16 protein-coding genes and 1 pseudogene are annotated in these 16,821 nt (G+C 63.8%); 9 read left to right on the forward strand and 8 right to left on the reverse strand.

Going from position 1 to position 16,821, the window contains the following annotated elements:
* Positions 1–264 precede the first annotated feature (264 nt).
* Genes ccoG through ccoS form a run of 4 tightly spaced genes read left to right on the forward strand, consistent with a single transcriptional unit; the run spans position 265 to position 4,558 of the window.
* Entirely contained in the window at positions 265–1,692 is a 1,428-nt protein-coding gene (gene ccoG, locus AC1Y2B_RS11940; RefSeq protein WP_482253314.1) for a cytochrome c oxidase accessory protein CcoG, read from the forward strand.
* Between the two features lies 1 nt (position 1,693).
* A complete protein-coding gene (locus AC1Y2B_RS11945) occupies positions 1,694–2,191 on the forward strand; it encodes a FixH family protein (RefSeq protein ID WP_482253315.1) in 498 nt (165 codons plus the stop codon).
* A gap of 1 nt (position 2,192) precedes the next feature.
* Complete coding sequence (locus AC1Y2B_RS11950; protein ID WP_482253316.1) at positions 2,193–4,385, forward strand: heavy metal translocating P-type ATPase; 2,193 nt, start codon at positions 2,193–2,195, stop codon at positions 4,383–4,385.
* Positions 4,385–4,558, forward strand: a complete 174-nt coding sequence (gene ccoS, locus AC1Y2B_RS11955; protein WP_482253317.1) for a cbb3-type cytochrome oxidase assembly protein CcoS — start codon at positions 4,385–4,387, stop codon at positions 4,556–4,558. Before AC1Y2B_RS11950 ends, ccoS begins: the two co-directional genes overlap by 1 nt.
* Here ccoS and AC1Y2B_RS11960 read toward each other — a convergent pair.
* The 3 genes from AC1Y2B_RS11960 to AC1Y2B_RS11970 form a co-directional block, all read right to left on the reverse strand.
* Entirely contained in the window at positions 4,555–5,232 is a 678-nt protein-coding gene (locus tag AC1Y2B_RS11960; RefSeq protein ID WP_482253330.1) for a fumarylacetoacetate hydrolase family protein, read from the reverse strand. The genes ccoS and AC1Y2B_RS11960 overlap by 4 nt on opposite strands.
* Positions 5,232–6,722 carry a D-alanyl-D-alanine carboxypeptidase family protein gene (locus tag AC1Y2B_RS11965; RefSeq protein WP_482253318.1) on the reverse strand — a complete coding sequence of 497 codons (1,491 nt, stop codon included), beginning with the start codon at positions 6,720–6,722 and terminating at the stop codon, positions 5,232–5,234. The genes AC1Y2B_RS11960 and AC1Y2B_RS11965 overlap by 1 nt, the downstream gene beginning before the upstream one ends.
* Before the next feature lie 188 nt (positions 6,723–6,910).
* Positions 6,911–7,609, reverse strand: a complete 699-nt coding sequence (locus tag AC1Y2B_RS11970) for an HAD family hydrolase (protein ID WP_482253319.1) — start codon at positions 7,607–7,609, stop codon at positions 6,911–6,913.
* 127 nt (positions 7,610–7,736) lie between these two features.
* On the opposite strand from AC1Y2B_RS11970, the gene clpS reads away from it, so the two are divergent.
* Both clpS and AC1Y2B_RS11980 read left to right on the forward strand, forming a co-directional pair.
* Positions 7,737–8,057, forward strand: a complete 321-nt coding sequence (gene clpS, locus AC1Y2B_RS11975; RefSeq protein ID WP_482253331.1) for an ATP-dependent Clp protease adapter ClpS — start codon at positions 7,737–7,739, stop codon at positions 8,055–8,057.
* Positions 8,058–8,070: 13 nt separating this feature from the next.
* Entirely contained in the window at positions 8,071–9,051 is a 981-nt protein-coding gene (locus AC1Y2B_RS11980; protein ID WP_482253320.1) for a class I SAM-dependent methyltransferase, read from the forward strand.
* Here AC1Y2B_RS11980 and AC1Y2B_RS11985 read toward each other — a convergent pair whose 3' ends face one another.
* Complete coding sequence (locus AC1Y2B_RS11985; RefSeq protein WP_482253321.1) at positions 9,052–9,444, reverse strand: hypothetical protein; 393 nt, start codon at positions 9,442–9,444, stop codon at positions 9,052–9,054.
* 115 nt (positions 9,445–9,559) lie between these two features.
* On the opposite strand from AC1Y2B_RS11985, the gene hemF reads away from it, so the two are divergent.
* Positions 9,560–10,423 carry an oxygen-dependent coproporphyrinogen oxidase gene (gene hemF, locus AC1Y2B_RS11990; protein ID WP_482253322.1) on the forward strand — a complete coding sequence of 288 codons (864 nt, stop codon included), beginning with the start codon at positions 9,560–9,562 and terminating at the stop codon, positions 10,421–10,423.
* Complete coding sequence (cobS, locus tag AC1Y2B_RS11995; protein ID WP_482253323.1) at positions 10,414–11,190, forward strand: adenosylcobinamide-GDP ribazoletransferase; 777 nt, start codon at positions 10,414–10,416, stop codon at positions 11,188–11,190. The genes hemF and cobS overlap by 10 nt, the downstream gene beginning before the upstream one ends.
* On the opposite strand, the gene AC1Y2B_RS12000 is transcribed toward cobS, so the two are convergent.
* A complete protein-coding gene (locus tag AC1Y2B_RS12000) occupies positions 11,157–12,371 on the reverse strand; it encodes an MFS transporter (protein ID WP_482253324.1) in 1,215 nt (404 codons plus the stop codon). The two genes, cobS and AC1Y2B_RS12000, sit on opposite strands and share 34 nt — an antisense overlap.
* A complete protein-coding gene (locus tag AC1Y2B_RS12005) occupies positions 12,372–13,580 on the reverse strand; it encodes an MFS transporter (protein WP_482253325.1) in 1,209 nt (402 codons plus the stop codon).
* Positions 13,581–13,732: 152 nt separating this feature from the next.
* Here AC1Y2B_RS12005 and AC1Y2B_RS12010 point away from each other — a divergent pair, with 152 nt between their 5' ends.
* Entirely contained in the window at positions 13,733–15,331 is a 1,599-nt protein-coding gene (locus tag AC1Y2B_RS12010) for a GMC family oxidoreductase (protein ID WP_482253326.1), read from the forward strand.
* A 138-nt stretch (positions 15,332–15,469) separates the two neighbouring features.
* On the opposite strand, the gene AC1Y2B_RS12015 is transcribed toward AC1Y2B_RS12010, so the two are convergent.
* Together AC1Y2B_RS12015 and rsmD are read right to left on the reverse strand one after the other, a co-directional pair.
* Positions 15,470–16,117, reverse strand: coding sequence for an HAD family hydrolase (locus tag AC1Y2B_RS12015; protein WP_482253327.1), 648 nt, complete (start codon positions 16,115–16,117; stop codon positions 15,470–15,472).
* Positions 16,114–16,683: pseudogene (rsmD, locus tag AC1Y2B_RS12020) on the reverse strand (16S rRNA (guanine(966)-N(2))-methyltransferase RsmD); the annotation flags it as partial. The gene AC1Y2B_RS12015 and the pseudogene rsmD, both read right to left, overlap by 4 nt.
* Positions 16,684–16,821: the final 138 nt, after the last annotated feature.

The raw sequence follows: 16,821 nt of genomic DNA on the forward strand, positions 1-16,821 counted from the left end.
TCCGGGCCACTGTCCTTGCGACAGCCTCGGGCGTCATGGGCACCGGCACCCTCCTGTTCGCGCGGTTCCTGGGGTGCCGGTGCTTCTTTTCTTCCCAACCCTGCGCGACGGGTTGCTTCTTTCCCGACCTGACCTTTACGGGGCTGGCCATGTGCCACGCCCCGTTTTTTCTGGCAAATGACCAATCCATGCTAGGCTTGACCTAAGTCAAGGCGCCCCGGCTTGCTGCAGTGCAGAAGCAGAAGGGCGAACAGGAATGAATCAATGTCCACGACTGAAGAACCGAAACTTTATGCGGCCCGCGAACCCATATTCCCCCGTCGGGTGAAGGGCACGTTCCGCACGCTCAAATGGTGGCTGATGGCCGTCATGCTGGGTGTCTATTATCTTACCCCGTTGATTCGCTGGGACCGGGGTCCGCAGATGCCTGATCAGGCGGTGCTGCTGGATCTGGCCAACCGCCGCTTCTTCTTCTTCGTCATCGAAATATGGCCGAACGAATTCTACTTCGTCGCGGGCCTGTTGATCATGGCCGGGCTTGGGCTGTTTCTGTTCACCTCGGCCGCGGGGCGGGTCTGGTGTGGCTATGCTTGTCCGCAAACCGTCTGGACGGATCTGTACATTCTGGTCGAGCGGTGGGTTGAAGGCGACCGCAACGCCCGCATCCGTTTGCATCGTCAGTCGGTCAATCTGGAGAAGATCTGGAAGCGCACCGTCAAATGGACCATCTGGCTTCTGATCGGTCTGGCCACGGGCGGCGCCTGGGTCTTCTATTTCACCGACGCGCCGACCCTGGCGCAGAACCTGCTCCACGGCACGGCAAGCCCGGTGGCTTATATCACCATGGCGGTGCTGACCTTCACCACCTTCTTCTTCGGTGGCTTCGCCCGCGAACAGATCTGCATCTATGCCTGCCCGTGGCCGCGTATTCAGGCCGCGATGATGGATGAAGACACCATCACCATCGGCTATCGCAGCTGGCGCGGCGAGCCGCGTGGCAAGCAGACCGTGGCCGGCAACGGCGATTGCATCGACTGCATGGCCTGTGTGAACGTCTGCCCGATGGGCATCGACATCCGCAACGGCCAGCAGCTGGCCTGCATCACCTGCGGCCTGTGCATCGACGCCTGTGACAGCATGATGGACAAGATCGGCAAGCCGCGCGGACTGATCGGCTACCTGGCGCTGACCGACGAGCCACTCGAAAAGGCGGGCAAGCAAGACATCTCGATCTGGCGCCACATCTTCCGCCCGCGCACGATCCTGTACACCGTTCTGTGGGCCGGGATCGGCGTTGGCCTGACGGTCGCCCTGTTCCTGCGCGCCAATTTGGATGTGTCGATCTCGCCCGTCCGCAATCCGCCTTTCGTCATTCTGGCTGATGGCTCGATCCGCAACACCTTCGACATGCGCCTGCGCAACAAGCATGGCGAGGACCGCTGGTTCACCTTCTCGGCCACGGCCGGCGGCGATGTCACGCTGGCACTGGAAGGCACCGAGGACCTGCGCGTGCTGGTCAAGGCCAACGAGACGCTGGAACAGAAGCTGTTCGTGACGGCCAAGGCAGATACCATTGCCGCAACCGCCCACCACATGCCGCTGCGCCTGTGGATCAGTGACGCCCAAGGCCCCGAAACCCCGAAAGCCGAACGCGTCTACAAAGACACTGTCTTCAATGGCAAGGATGATTGAGATGACCAGCGCAACCAAGACCCTGGAAGAAAAACCCGTCCGCCCGTTCACCGGCTGGCACATGCTGGCTTTGACCTGCAGCTTCTTTGGCGTGATCATCGCAGTCAACATCGGGCTGGCGTATCAGGCCGTCTCGACCTTTCCGGGGCTTGAGGTGGATGACAGCTATGTCGCTTCGCAGACCTTCGATCAGGAGAAATCCGCGCAAGAGGCGCTGCACTGGCATCTGAAACAGGGCTACGATCATGCCAAGGACCAGTTGCGGCTGGAGTTCAGCGATGCCGATGGCAAGCCGGTGACCCTGAAAGACATCGACGTGCTGGTCGGCCGCCCGACTGAAGCCGCGGATGACCAGCACCCTGTGATGACACAAGGGGCCGACGGCGCCTATGTCTCGGCCAACAGCCTGCCGGTGGGCAAGTGGATGCTGCAAATCGTGGCCCATGCGCAGAACGGCACCTTGTACCAGGCCCGGACGTTCTTCTACGTGAGAAGCTGACATGACCTACGAAGCATCAGACGAAGGTCATGGCGGACTGGCTGCCTGCCCCGCCTGCGTGGCCGTCCCCGCGGCCGAACGGCTGGCCGAGTTGCGCCACGCGGAACCTGCGCGCCTGATGCTGTCGTTGCCGTCCGCCCATTGCGCCGCCTGCATCTCGACCGTGGAGGGGGCCTTGCGCACCTATCCCGGCGTGCATTCCGCCCGGGTGAACCTTACCCTCAAGCGCGTCTCGGTTGAGGCCGAGCCCGAGATCACCGCCGCCGATTTGGCGCATGTGCTGGAGGGCGTGGGCTACGAGGCGCATGAACTTGACCCCGGCATGCTGTCGATGACCGAAACCGACCGCCAAGGGCGCGAGCTTTTGATGCGGCTGGGGGTGGCTTTCTTTTCGATGATGAACATCATGCTGCTGTCGGTCGCCGTCTGGTCAGGGGCCGAGGCCGCGACGCGCGACATGTTCCATTGGATATCCGCCACCATCGCCATTCCGACTGTGATCTTCTGCGGCCAGCCCTTCTTCAAATCTGCCTGGGCCTCGTTGCGGGTCGGGCGACTGGGGATGGACGTGCCGATCTCGCTGGCGCTGATCCTCGCCTCATCAATTTCGCTTTATGAAACCATGCACTCGGGCGAGAAGGCCTATTTCGACGCCGCCGTGATGCTGTCGTTCTTCCTGCTCTTGGGTCGCTACCTTGATCACCGCAGCCGTGCCTTGGCGCGTTCTGCTGCCGAAGAACTGGCTGCGTTGGAAGTGCCCCGCGCCGTTGTGCTGGACGATGGTGTCGAGACGTTGCGTCCCATTGCGCAGGTCGCCAAGGGGGATCTGGTGCTGGTACGTCCGGGTGGACGGATGCCGGTGGATGGCGTGGTGGTCGAAGGATCCTCGGAAGTCGATCGTGGTCTGTTGACGGGCGAAAGCCTGCCGGTCTTTGCGGGCCCCGGCCTGGCGGTCTCTGCCGGAGAGGTCAACCTGACCGGCCCCCTGACGCTGCGCGTGACGGCAGCGGGCCGGGACTCCTCGTTGCACCGGATGGCGGATCTGGTGGCAGTGGCTGAAAGTGCGCGCAACAAATACACCACGCTGGCCGAACGCGCCGCGCGGTTCTATTCGCCGATGGTGCACCTGCTGTCCTTTTCCGCCTTCGGGTTCTGGATGTGGAAGACCGGCGGCGATGTGCGCTTTGCCATCAACATCTCTGCCGCCGTGCTGATCATCACCTGCCCCTGCGCCCTAGGGCTGGCCGTGCCCGCCGTTGTCACCGCCGCGTCTGGCAAGCTGTTCCGCAAGGGCGTTCTGATCAAGAACGGCACCGCGCTGGAGCGTTTGGCCGAGGTGGATGTCGTGGTCTTCGACAAGACCGGCACGCTGACGCTTGGCATGCCGGATCCGTCCAACCTTGATGGCATTCCGGGGCAGGCCCAATCCGTTGCGCTTGCCTTGGCCAAGGCCTCCTCGCATCCCTTGGCCGCAGCGCTGGCGGGTCGCATTTCTGTCCCGGCCGCCGCCGTCACCGACCTGCGCGAGGTGCCGGGCTATGGCATCGAAGGCCAGTTGAACGGCCGCAAGGTGCGGCTTGGCCGTGCGGCTTGGGTGGGCGTCGAAGCGGTGCCTGAAACCGCCACCTATCTGGGTGTCGAGGGTCAAGCCCCGGTTGCCTTCACCTTCACCGACACGATCCGTCCCGGAGCTGAGGCGGCGATTGCCGGTCTGCGCGCCCAAGGCAAGGCGATCAAGCTGGTGTCGGGTGACAACGCGGCGGCCGTTTCTGCCTTCGCAGCCCGCGTTGGCATTTCGGACTGGGTGGCCGGTGCCTTGCCTGCCGAAAAGGCCGCGTTGGTGCGGGCCTTGGCGGATCAGGGCCACAAGGTTCTGATGGTGGGGGACGGCTTGAATGACACCGGCGCCCTTGCCGGAGCCCACGTCAGCATCTCGCCGGCGCAGGCGCTGGATGCGGCGCGGGTCGCGTCTGACATCGTTCTGCTGGGGCGCGATCTGTCGGCGATTGCCGATGCCACGCGGGTGTCCCGACAGGCAACCAAACGGATGGTGGAGAATTTCGAGATTTCCGCCGCTTATAACGTCATCGCTGTGCCGCTGGCCCTGATGGGGGCCGCAACCCCCCTTGCGGCGGCGCTTGCAATGTCGCTTTCCTCAATCTCGGTATCCCTGAATGCGCTGAGGTTGAAATAATGCAGATCCTTGCGATCCTGATCCCCGTCTCGCTGTTCTTGGGTTTCGTCGGTCTGGTGGCCTTCGTTTGGGCCATGCGGACCCGGCAGTTCGAGGATCCGCAGGGTGATGCCAGCCGCATCCTGACCAAGGACTACGACGACAAGCCTGCGCCCTTGGCGCCAGATGCCTAAAGAATGGTGACGGTCGCCGGGCTTAGGCCCTCGACGCTGACGGTGCAGGTCTGACCGCGCTGCAGGGCGCCAACCCCTGCAGGGGTGCCGGTGAAGATCAGATCACCGGGGGCGAGGCTGACAAGCCGTGACAGATAGGCGATGATGCCCGGCACGTCCCAGATCATCATCGACAGCCGGGTTTCCTGCCGCACGGCGCCATCGACCGTCAGCGTCAGGCGGGCATCCGGCAGGCTTTGCCCCGGATGGATCAGCCCCACGACAGCTGACAGATCAAACCCTTTCGCCATATCCCAAGGCCGCCGCGCCGCCTTGGCGTCGGCCTGCAGATCGCGTCGTGTCAGGTCATTGCCAGCGGCATAGCCCCAGACATGCGTCAGGGCATCCGCCTCGGCGATGTCGCTACCGCCCTTGCCCAAGGCCACTACCAGCTCGCCTTCATAGTGGAAATCCCGCGTCGCGGGTGGGTAGGGGATGGCAGACCCGGATTCAACAATCGCATCGGCGGGCTTGGTGAAGAAGAATGGCGGCTCTTTGGCCGGATCGCCACCCATCTCGATGCCATGGTCGGCATAATTGCGACCGACGCAGAAGACGCGCCGAACCGGGAAACGGTCCGCACTGCCCTGCACAGGAAGGCTGACCGGGCCGGGGGGAGGCAGGACATAGGTCATCATTGCCCGATCGTGAAGCACTGCACCGCCCGCGCTTGCAGGCGACGGCAGGCGAGGTCGGCAGTGTCACGGTCAAGACCCATCACCACGGCGTCATAGCCGCTGGACCGGGCAACGACTTTGCGCAATCCGTTGCCCAAAGTGGCGTTTTCGGCCAGCTGGATCTGGATCAAGGCCTTTTCCGCCGCGATGCTGTTGGGATAGCGACCCAGATTGATGCCCCAGGTCTCACCGCCCGAGGTGGAGACTCGCGTCACCACCTGCGGTTTGGCCGGAACCGAGGCGAGTTTCGCGTTCTGGTCGGTGTAGATCGGCGCGTTCTTCTTTGGCGGTTGGGCCGTTTCCGCCGCCAGTTGCAGGGGTTGCGCCGGCGCACTGGCCTTGACGGTGACCCCAACAGCCGGGGCCTGTGTCGCATCGTCGGGCTGTGCGGCCATCGCCACAGCATCCTCGATCCCGGTCACCGCAACCGTACCCGTGTCTGTCCCCGGACGGGGCATCGGACGGGGCGAGGTTGCCATCGACACGTTGACCCGGACAGTCTTGGCCGAACCATCGGCGACTTCGGGCAGCGCCTCGTCCGTTGCATCGGCCATCACGGCCGCATCTGCCGGCGGGGCGACCTCTGGGTCAGCCGGAACCGGCTTGACCGTTGCAACCCCGGGTTTGGCCTTGGCAAACCCCATGTCGAGCAGTTGTGCCATCTTCTGGTTGCGCATCGCGGTGGATGTACCGCCCAGGATGGTGCCGATCAGGCGCACGCCGTTCCGCTCGGCGCTGGCCGTCAGGTTGAAGCCCGCCTGTCCCGTGAAGCCGGTCTTGATCCCATCCGCACCGTCGTAAGCGTCGAGGAACTTGCGGTTGGTATTGGCCACCGTCGCCATGCCCGCGTCCGTCGTGCGGCGCGAGAAGATGTTGTAATATTGGGGGAAATCATAGAACAGGTGCCGCCCGAGGATCGACATGTCATGTGCGGTCGAGACATGCCCCTTGGCAGGCAATCCATTGGCATTCTTGAAGGTCGAATGGTTCATGCCCAGCTTGCGGGCCGTTGCCGTCATCCGGGCGCCCCACTTCTCGGGCGATCCGGCGAAGAAATCGCCAATCGCTGCCGCAGCATCGTTGGCCGACTTCACCGCCGCTGCCCGGATCAGATAGCGCAGCGCGATCTTCTGCCCCTCTTGCAGACCCAAACGCGAGGGGGCCTGATTGGCCGCGTTCTTGGACACTGTGACCATGGTGTCAAGCGTCACATGGCCCGCTTCGATCTCTTGGAAGGTGATGTAAAGTGTCATCATCTTGGTCAACGAGGCCGGTGGCAGTTCCATATCCGCGTTGGATTGGTACAGCGTTTCGCCGGTGCGGGCATCCATCAGGTAAAGCGCCTGCGGGCCTGCCGCAGCAGGGAAGCCCAGGATGATATTGGCCAAGAGGCCAATGACCAACGTGAAAAAGAGATTGCGGACGCCGTCCGCGAAAGCTCGTACCACCTTGTCTGCCTCGTCACTGCCCGCGATCCCGGTTACTCCGGGATTTCGCCATTATCGTTGGCGAAAGACTAACACGGCCGGCCAAGTGGGAAAACCCCTTTGTTTCCATATGTTTCAGAGAGGTTCCTCACTGTGTCTCTTTCGTCTGGCCCGAAGATATGGTGGGCGTGACCAAAGATGCACACAATTTATGGTAGGCGCTGAAGCTGTTCCACCAAGGCCGGCAAGGCCGACAGATCCCTGATGCTGCGATAACGCGGGGCCTGGGTCGGCGGCTCGGCATGTTCCAGCGCCCAAGTCAGGGCATGCGGCACATAGACCCCCCAAGCCCCGGCCTCCAATGCCGGCAGGACGTCCGATTTCAGCGAGTTGCCGACCATCATCGCCTGATCTGCGCCGGCGCCATGCCGGGCGAAGGCCGTGCGATAGACCTCGGGCGTCTTGTTCGACACGATTTCGACGCCGTGGAACAACTCGCCCAGTCCCGATTGCGCCAGCTTGCGCTCTTGATCCAAAAGATCGCCCTTGGTGATCAGCACCACGCGGTGATCCGCCGCCAAGGCCGTCACGGCCTCTCGCGCGTGGGGCAGAAGGTCGACGGGGTGGCGCAACATCTCGCGCCCCGCAGCCATGATCTCGGCAATGACCGAAGCCTGAACGCGGCCCTCGGTCACCTCGATGGCGGTTTCGATCATCGACAGCATGAAGCCCTTGATGCCGAAGCCATAGTGACCCAGGTTGCGCCGCTCGGCCGCCTCCAGCCGTTCAGACAGGTGCACCGGGTCGGCGTCACGCAAAAGGGCGGCAAAACGGTCCTGCGTCAGGCGAAAGAAGGTTTCGTTCTGCCACAGGGTGTCGTCCGCATCGAAGCCAATCGTGGTGATCATCGCGTCAAAGGTCCCCTTGTGGCGTCAGGGCCTTTCATGGCCCGCAAAAAGGTCTATATTGCACTGGCAGGGGCTGTGAACCCCGTTCTGGTTTCGGAGTTTTGTCTTGACCGCTTTTCCTGACATGATGTCTGACGGACCGAAAGGGCCGGGTCAGGATACGTCTATTCTGACCAAAACCAAGACCAAGACCGAACGGCCGCCGCTGTACAAAGTCATGCTCTTGAACGACGACTACACGCCGATGGAATTCGTCGTCCATGTGCTGGAGCGGTTCTTTGGCCTCAACCACGCGCAGGCCTTTGAAATCATGCTGACCGTGCACAAGAAAGGGCTGGCGGTCGTCGGCGTTTTCTCGTTTGAGGTGGCAGAGACCAAGGTGGCACAGGTGATGGACTTCGCGCGCCGTCATCAGCACCCGCTGCAATGCACGATGGAAAAGGAATAGCCGCAAGGCGATCATGGAAGCGGCTCGACTGGAACTGGCGCTGGACTCCGGCGCATGGATTTTGCCGCCTGCGGGCGATATTGCGGTCATGCGGCCACGGGCTGGGGCTGACCTTTCGGCCCTGCCGATGTCGCGGACAGTGGTGCTGACCGGCTTTCGCCCGGATCACGACCACTTTCTGGCACAAGGGTACCGGGTTGAAGGCAAAGCCTTTTCCGCCGCGCTGATCTGTCTGCCGCGCTCGCGCGCCGAGGCTTTGGTGATGGTGTCAGAGGCGGTGGCCCTGGTCGGACCCAAGGGGACGATTGCGATTGATGGGCAAAAGACCGATGGCTTTGAGCCTGCCCTGAAAGATCTGCGCGCGGCGGGGTTTGTCTGTGGTGAGGTGATCTCAAAGGCGCATGGCAAGTTCGCGGCATTCCAGGTGGCGCCAGTGCCGGCGGATTGGGCTGCAGCCGATCTTCCCGTGGAGGGTTTCATCACCCGCCCCGGCGTTTTTTCCGCAGATGGTCCTGACCGTGGCTCGCAGCTTCTGGCGGCGGCTTTGCCGGCCGATCTGCCCGCGCGGGTGGCCGATCTGGGCGCGGGCTGGGGATACCTGTCGCGTGCCATCCTGCAACGTCCCGGCGTCAAGCGGCTGGATGTGGTAGAGGCCGAGAAGGTCGCGCTTGATTGCGCCCGGATCAACGTCACCAACCCGCGAGCCGAGTTTTACTGGGCCGATGCCACCAGTTTCCGGCCCGAACGTCCGTGGAATGCCGTGGTGATGAACCCGCCGTTCCACACCGCGCGTGCGCCGGATCCGGCGCTTGGCGCGGCGTTCATCCGGGCGGCGCACAAAGGCCTGTTGCCGGACGGCGTGCTTTACATGGTGGCCAACCGGCACCTGCCGTATGAACCGGTGCTGAAGGCGCTGTTCCGGCAGGTCGAAGAGATTGGCGGGGACGGCGCGTTTCGGGTGTCGCGCGCGGCTTATCCGATCCGGGGCAAGTAGTTACTCGGGGTAGCGCGCCTGACAGGCGGCAATTTCCGGGGCCAGTGCCTTTGCCATTTCGGCCCGGCGCTTTTGCATCGAGGCCAGCTTGGCCGCCTCTGCCGTCAGGTCCAGCGCCACGGGTTTGCTGACCGTGGTCGGTTGATCGCGAAAGCACATCTCGGGCCTGGCCGTGGGCGGCTTGTCGCGCCCACCCGGGCTGCAGATCACAAAATCCGGCATGTCGACGACGGTCGTTGCATAGCCATAGCCGCGCGCGATGTTGCCCTGCGTTTCGGCAATCAGCCTGTCCAGCACCGTCATGTCGTGCGACACCTGCCCGATGCATTGCTGCTGCGGCGTGCCGCAGGCGACCAGCGCCATCAGAAACGGGGCGGCCAGATAGGGTTTCATCGTCACCTCCTGTGATCGTCGAAGAATAGGCCCATTGCCCCCGATATGGAACAGCAGCCGCGTTGAGCGCGGGCTTGCTTCCTGCTAGCAATGATCAAAAGTCTGGGAGACGGCGATGACAGAAGCTTTCGATGACCGCAAGGCGCGTGCTGCGGCTTGGTTTCGCAGTGTCCGCGACGATATCGTTGCGGCCTTCGAAGCGATTGAAGATGAACGTGGCGGATCTGCCCCGGCGGGCCGGTTCGAGGTGACGCCGACAACGCGCCCCGATGGCGGCGGCGGGTTGATGAGTGTCATTCGGGGCGGCCGGGTGTTCGAAAAGATCGGCGTCAATGTCTCGGAAGTGCATGGCGTGCTGGGGGAACGGGCGCAAAAGGCGATGGCTGCGCGTGGTGTGCCGGGGATGGACACGGATGCGCGGTTCTGGGCCTCGGGTGTCAGTCTGGTGGCCCATATGCAGAACCCCCATGCGCCGGCGGTGCATTTGAACACGCGGATGTTCTGGACCCCGCAAGCGGCCTGGTTCGGCGGTGGCACCGACCTGAATCCTTGCATCGAATACGCCGGGGACACCGCCTATTTCCACGATACGCTGCGCAAGGCTTGTGACGCGCATGATGCGACCTACTATGGGCGGTTCAAGGCTTGGGCGGATGAGTACTTCTTCGTGCCGCACCGCGGCCGGGCGCGGGGCGTGGGCGGCATCTTCTACGATGACCTGTCCACCGGCGACTGGGAGGCCGATTTTGCCTTCACCCAAGCGGTTGGCAGCGCCTTCCTGCCCGCCTTCCTGCCACTGATCCGCGCGCGCATGACCACGGCTTTCAGCGAGGCCGATCGCGAAACGCAGTTGATCCACCGCGGGCTTTATGCCGAATACAACCTTGTCTACGACCGTGGTACCAAATTCGGGTTGGAGACCGGGCACGATGCCAATGCCGTGCTGATGAGCCTGCCTCCGGTGGCGAAATGGACGTAGTGGGGTTCTTCAACACCGAAATCCCCGCCTTCCTGCTGGCCCTGCAATTCCTGACCCGACTGAAGGTCACCGCCCCCTATTCCGCCGAGGCCATGCGGCAATCGCCACGCTGGTATCCCGGCGTGGGGATTGTGGTTGGCGGGATCAGCGCCGCGATCTATGGGCTGGCCTGCTGGTTGTTGTCGCCTTTGCTGGGGATACTATTGGCGGTGGCGGCGGGCATTGTGGTGACCGGCGGCCTGCATGAAGACGGTTTCGCGGATGCCTGTGACGGGCTGGGCGGCGTGCGTCCGAAAGAGCGCGTGCTGGAGATCATGCGCGACAGCCGGATTGGCACCTATGGCGTGCTGGGGCTGGGCCTGATCGTGGGGGGGCGGATCGCGGCATTGCAGGCGCTGCCCGAAGACGCGGTGGCCTTCGCGCTGATCGCGGGCCATGCGGCGAGCCGGGCCTCGATGCTGTGGGTGATGTCAACCTCGGACTATGTGCGCTACAGGGGTGCGGGCAGTGCCGTGGCGGGGGGCATTGACCGGCATGCCGTGTCGGTGGCCCTGATCACGACCGCCGTCGCCCTGTTGCCCCTTGCCTTCGTGGTGCCTTTGGCGAGTGTTATCACGGGCTTGGCTGGCCTGTTGCTTGGCCACATTGCGATGCGGCGCTGGTACGAGCCGCGTCTGGGGGGCTATACCGGCGACTGTCTGGGGGCCGTGCAGCAGTGCAGCGAGATCGGTTTTTACCTGGGGCTGCTGGTGGCGCTGACGGCCTGACCGTCGGCCAGAACCAGCACCACCGCCCCGATGACCGTGACCGAAGCGCCCAGGATCGCGGCCAACGTATAGCCGCCCAAAGCGGTGCCCAAGGCGAAGGTGCAGGCGGCCGTGCCGTCTCCGGCGACTTTCATCAGGGCCATCAGGGCGGCTCCGGTGCCGGGGCGGGCTTTCATCTGGTCTTGCAGATAGGCAAGCGGCAGGGTCAGGGTCAGGCCCCCCCCCGCCGCCGCCGGGATCAGCAAAAGCCAAAGCCAGGGTGTGCCCGCCAGCAAAGGCAGACCGATGAGGTGAAGCGTGTAGATGCAGGTTCCGATCAAAATCAAGGTGTTGCGCGGAATGTGCAGCACCAGGGGCACGGCCAGCATGAAGGGCACCTCCAGCCCGGCGGCGAGGCCGGCGTAAAGGGCTGCGTCGCCACCAACCCCATCGGCCGGTGTCAGAACCAGCCCCATCAGCGACCAGTAGACCGTGCCGCCCGCCGAAACCGCGCCAAGCGCTAGGATGCGCAGGGCCAGACGCGGCACGGCAACCTCTGCCAGGGCGGCGCGCAGTGTCAGGCCCGAGGGCGCATCGCGGCCCGCCATCGCTGCCCGGCTGGGCCAGAATCGCCAGATCAGGCCAAACATCAGCACACCCAGGGCCAAGGCGACCGGGTAAATCGTCTGGATCGGCGCGCCATGATCAACGGCATAGGACCACAGCGGCAGGACGATCAGAAAGGGCAAGGCGAACAGCGCACGGATCGTGGTCTGGATGCCATCGCGCAACGCCGGATCATAGTGGGCGGCCGCCAGACGGGCTTGGGCAAAGAGCTGGCCGAACAAGGTGTTGGCCGGAAACAGCAAGACCTGCGCCAGAAGGAAGCTTGGCGTTGACGGCAGGATGGTCATCGCCGCCGCCCCCGCCATGACCAGTCCCGCTGCCCCCAAGGCGATGCTGCGGCGGTTGGCGGTCTGGTCGGCCCGGATGCCCGCATAAAGGGCCGCCGTCACCGACACGAGCGTCGACAGCACCATCATCGTGGCAAAGCCTTGATTTCCCAAGCCAAAGCGACGCACTGCGAGGACCGAGACATAGGGCCCGAACGAGCAGACCAGCGCCCCTTGCAGCATCATCAGCCCTGTCACCATGCGCAGCGCCGGATCGGTCAGGATGGCGCGGAACGGGGCTGCCGCCATCTACACCCTCGCCGCGAACCAGGCGTGGCGGTCGGCGAAGTACAGGCCAAGCGCCCCACACAGGCTGATGGACGCCCCCAAGATCGCCACGGTCTCGAACCCGCCAAACTGGCTGCCGATGGCGAAAACCGCTGCCGTCAGCACATCTGCCACCAGTTTTTGCACGGCCAGCATCGCCGAGGCGGTTCCCGGCCGGTCGCGCAACAGGTCCTGATAATAGGGGATTGGAATCGTGATGATCACCGCGCCGCCAAAGCCCGCGAACACCGTCATGACCCAGAGGAACGGCGTGTCCGACAACAGCGGCAACGCCAAGAGGTGGCAGGCGTAAATCGCAGCCCCAATGGCAATGACGGTGGAGCGCCGCATCCGGTGCGCGATGCGCGGCATGATCAGCATGGCAGGAACCTCAAACCCGGCGACAAGGCCGACATACAGCGCCACATCGGCTGGCCCCCGGATCGGAGAGGCATCAAAAACCAAGGAAACCAAGACCATGTAAAGGTTCCCGGCTGAGGCGATCGCCCCGATCAGGCAGACCCGGGTGGCGACGTATGGCTTGGCAATCTCGGCCAAAGCATCGCGCAGCCGCATGCCAGAGCGCGGATCGGCCCAAACCGTCTGGCCATCCTTGGGCCAACCGAACCAGACCAGCAGGGACATGCCAAGGCTGGCCACGCCGCCGCTGACATAAACCGCCAGTTCTGACAGGCCAAAGCCGAAGGCGAAGGTCCAGAAGATCAGCATCGCAAGGAACGAGAAGGACATGGCCGAGCGGATCGCGCCCAGAACGGCGTCACGCTGGCGCCCCTCGTCGGCGCTGGCGAGCCGTGCGAGGGCGAACAACTGGCCGTACATGCTTGAAGCCAAAGGCAAAAGCACGCCTTGGCACAGGATCAGCGCCCAAACGCCGGGGAACGCCAGCATCATGCCGATGCCCAGGGTGCTGCACAGCGCCGTGCCCAAGGCAATCCGTCGGCGGTGACCGAACTGGTCGCCCAAGACGCCGAACAGCACCGAGGAGGTCACCGCTATCAGCGACGCCATCACCAACAGCAGCGAAAAGGCGGGTTTGCTCATCCCGATCCGCTCGATCGCGATCAGGGATTGGTAGGGGTAGACCGAGGCATTGTGCGCCCCCAACAGCAACAAGGCCACGGCAATCAGCCGGAGCGTCGGGTGACGCAGCACGAAACGGATCGGGGTCATTTGGAGCGTTCCTGGGCCGCTGGCGGGCCTGTACTATCGCTAACGAGGCCTTCCGACGATGTCCAGAGACTGAGTGCGACATTTGCCGTCGCAAACCTGACACTTCCGGCGCGATGGGTCCGCTAGCTTCGCGGCAATGGCATGAGGCGGACATGGATCTTGACTATATCATCGTAGGCGCGGGCTCGGCCGGGTCCGTGTTGGCCAACCGGTTGACGGCGTCCGGGCAACATCGGGTTGTCGTGCTGGAAGCGGGGGGCACGGACCAGCTGCCCTATGTGCAACTGCCTTTGGGATATGGAAAATTATTCTACGATCCAGCGGTGAACTGGATGTATCGGACCGAGCCTGATCCGGGTTTGGCGGGGCAATCTGACCATTGGCCGCGGGGCAAGCTGCTGGGGGGGTCCTCCTCGATCAATGCGATGGTCTATATCCGGGGGCACCGGGCGGATTACGACGAATGGGGGGCCGCGGCTGCGGGTTGGGGTTGGGATGATGTCTTGCCCGCGTACCGGGCGATGGAAGATAATGAAGCGGGATCAGACACTTGGCGGGGCCGGGGCGGCCCATTGTTCATTTCGGAAAACCGGCGCGGGCTGCACTGGTTGTTGGACGATTATATCGCGGCCTGCGGTGAGGCGGGCTTGCCGCATAACCGCGATTTCAACGGTGCCGAGCAGGAGGGCGTTGGCACCTATCAGATGACGATCAAGGGCGGGCGACGGAATTCGGCGGCGCGCGCCTTCTTGCGGCCAGCTATGCGCCGAAAGACTTTAGAAGTTATTACCAAGGCGCAGGTCACCCGCATTTTGTTTGAAGGAAAACGGACAGTTGGTGTCGAATACCGGCGCGACGGGCAGACGCTGCAGCTGAAGGCGCGCGAGGTGATCCTGTCAGGCGGGGCGATCAACTCTCCGCAGCTTCTGCAGCTTTCGGGCATCGGTCCGGGGGCGCTGTTGCAGGGCCTTGGCCTGCCGGTTCTGGTCGACAACCCGCATGTCGGGGCCAATCTGAACGACCATCAGGGCATCAATTATACCTGGAGAATGAAGGTCGCGACCTACAACGGCATCCTGCGCCCCTGGTGGGGCAAGGCCTTTGTCGGGCTGCAATATCTGTTGACGCGGGGCGGGCCGCTGGCCAAGTCGATCAATCATGGGGGCGGGTTCTTCCGCACCTCTCCGGATCAGGCGCGGCCGAACATGCAATTGTATTTTCAGGCTTTTTCGACACTGATCCCCAGGAATGGAGAGCGGCCGCTGCTGACGCCCGACCCGTTTCAGGGCCTGTCGATCGGGCTTTCGAACTGCCGGCCGACCAGCCGGGGCCAGATCAGGATCAAGACGCCGGACCCGCTTCAGCATCCCGAAATCGTCGCCAATGCCTTTTCCACCCAGTCGGATGTCGATGAAATGCTGCTGGCAGTGAAATATCTGCGCAAGATCGCGGCGCAGCCCTCGATGGCGCGCTGGATCGCAGAGGAACTGCGGCCGGGGCCGGATATTCAAAGCGACGCGGCGATGATTGACGATTTCCGGCAGCGCTCGGGGACGGTCTATCACCCGTCGTGCACCTGCCGGATGGGGCCAGAGGGCGAGTCGGTGCTGGATGAAACCCTGCGCGTGCGGGGGGTTGAGGGGCTGCGGGTCTGCGACGCCTCGGCCTTTCCGAACCTGATTGCGGGCAATACCAATGCGCCCTCGATGATGATGGGCTGGCGCGGGGCGGAGATCATCCTAAGGGGTTGAGAACGCAGCATTCATCTGCCGAATTTGCCCGGCGGGTGCCGTCTGCGGCGCGTCGGGGCGGCGTAGGTTTTGCGTCATTTTTTTGTAGTTACAGCGGTCGCTTCCGCCGTCATTAACCTGTTGTTTCCGAATCAGGCGTTACAACAGGTTCAGAAGGGAGGGCAGATCGGTCATATGCGCGAAGGTCACGGCGCCTTCGGCCTGAAGGGCGGCGGTGCCATGCGGGGCATAGCCCATGCAGCGCATGCCAGCGGCGCGGGCGGCGCGGGCTCCGGTCGGGGAGTCTTCAACAACTACGCAGGTGGCGGGGCTGACATTCATCGACGCGGCGGCCTTGAGGAACAGGTCAGGATAGGGCTTGGGGCGTGGCGTCTCTTGGCCCGAGAAGATTCGGCCCTGAAAGCGCGGGATCAGGCCGGGATGTTGGCCAAGGGTGATCTCCATCTTGCGGGGACTGCCGTTGGAGCCGATGGCGTAGGGGATCCCTGCGGCATCCAACGCATCAAGCACGTCGAGAACGCCGGGAACAAGGGGAGCGCCTTGTTCCAGTTTGGCGTAGAGGCGGGCGTAGAAGTCTTCGATCCAGTCCTCGGGCAAATTGGCGCCAAGGGCGATGGCTTTGCGCGCCACGCCGGCAAGGGTCAGGCCAAGCAGGTCAGTCTCCATCTGGGCGCGGGTCAGATGGGGGGCGTAAAGGCCAAGGTCGGCTTCCAGTTGGTCAAAGGCAATCGCCTCGGAATCGACCAGAACGCCGTCACAGTCGAAGATCACGCCATCCGGTCTCATGGTTCTGCTTCCAGCAAGGTTACCCATGTGTCGCCATAACGCCTTTGGTCGAGAAGGGCAAAGCCCTGCGGCAGGGTGGGGGGGCTGCCTTCCTCCCACAGGATCGTGGCGCGGGGGGCGATCCAGCCCTGGGCTTGCGCGCTGTCCAGGGCGGCCTGGCCCAAGCCCTTGCCATAGGGCGGGTCGAGGAAGATCAGGCTGAACGGCGCTGCGGCGGCGGGCAGTTTGGTGGCGTCGCGCGGCAGGACGGTGACCTGGGCCGCCACGCGCATCTTGGCGATGTTCTGGGCGATCAGGCTTTGCGCCGCCTTGCCATCGTCCACCAAGGTTACGGCGGTGGCGCCGCGCGACAGGGCCTCTAGCCCCAGCGCGCCGGTGCCTGCGAAAAGGTCGAGCGCGGTGGTGCCGCTGACAAGGTCGCCGTGGCGGCCGTTGACAAGGAGGTTGAAGATCGACTCGCGCACGCGGTCGGTGGTGGGGCGCAGATGGGCCCTTGGGTCGCCCGCGCCAACCTCGGCCAGATGCAGGCCGCGCCAGGTGCCGCCGATGATCCTCATGCCCCGATGCGCCTTGTCGACGGGCGAGGGAGGATCTGGCGGCGGTTTTGCAGGCGCGTTTGGTCAGCCGGAGATGACATGGGCCGGCTGGCGGCTGACGCGGTGCGTGTTGGCAGCGGGCGCGTGTTCGGGCCGGGTGTGGCGTGA

The sequence above is a fragment of the Stagnihabitans sp. genome (assembly GCF_964946895.1).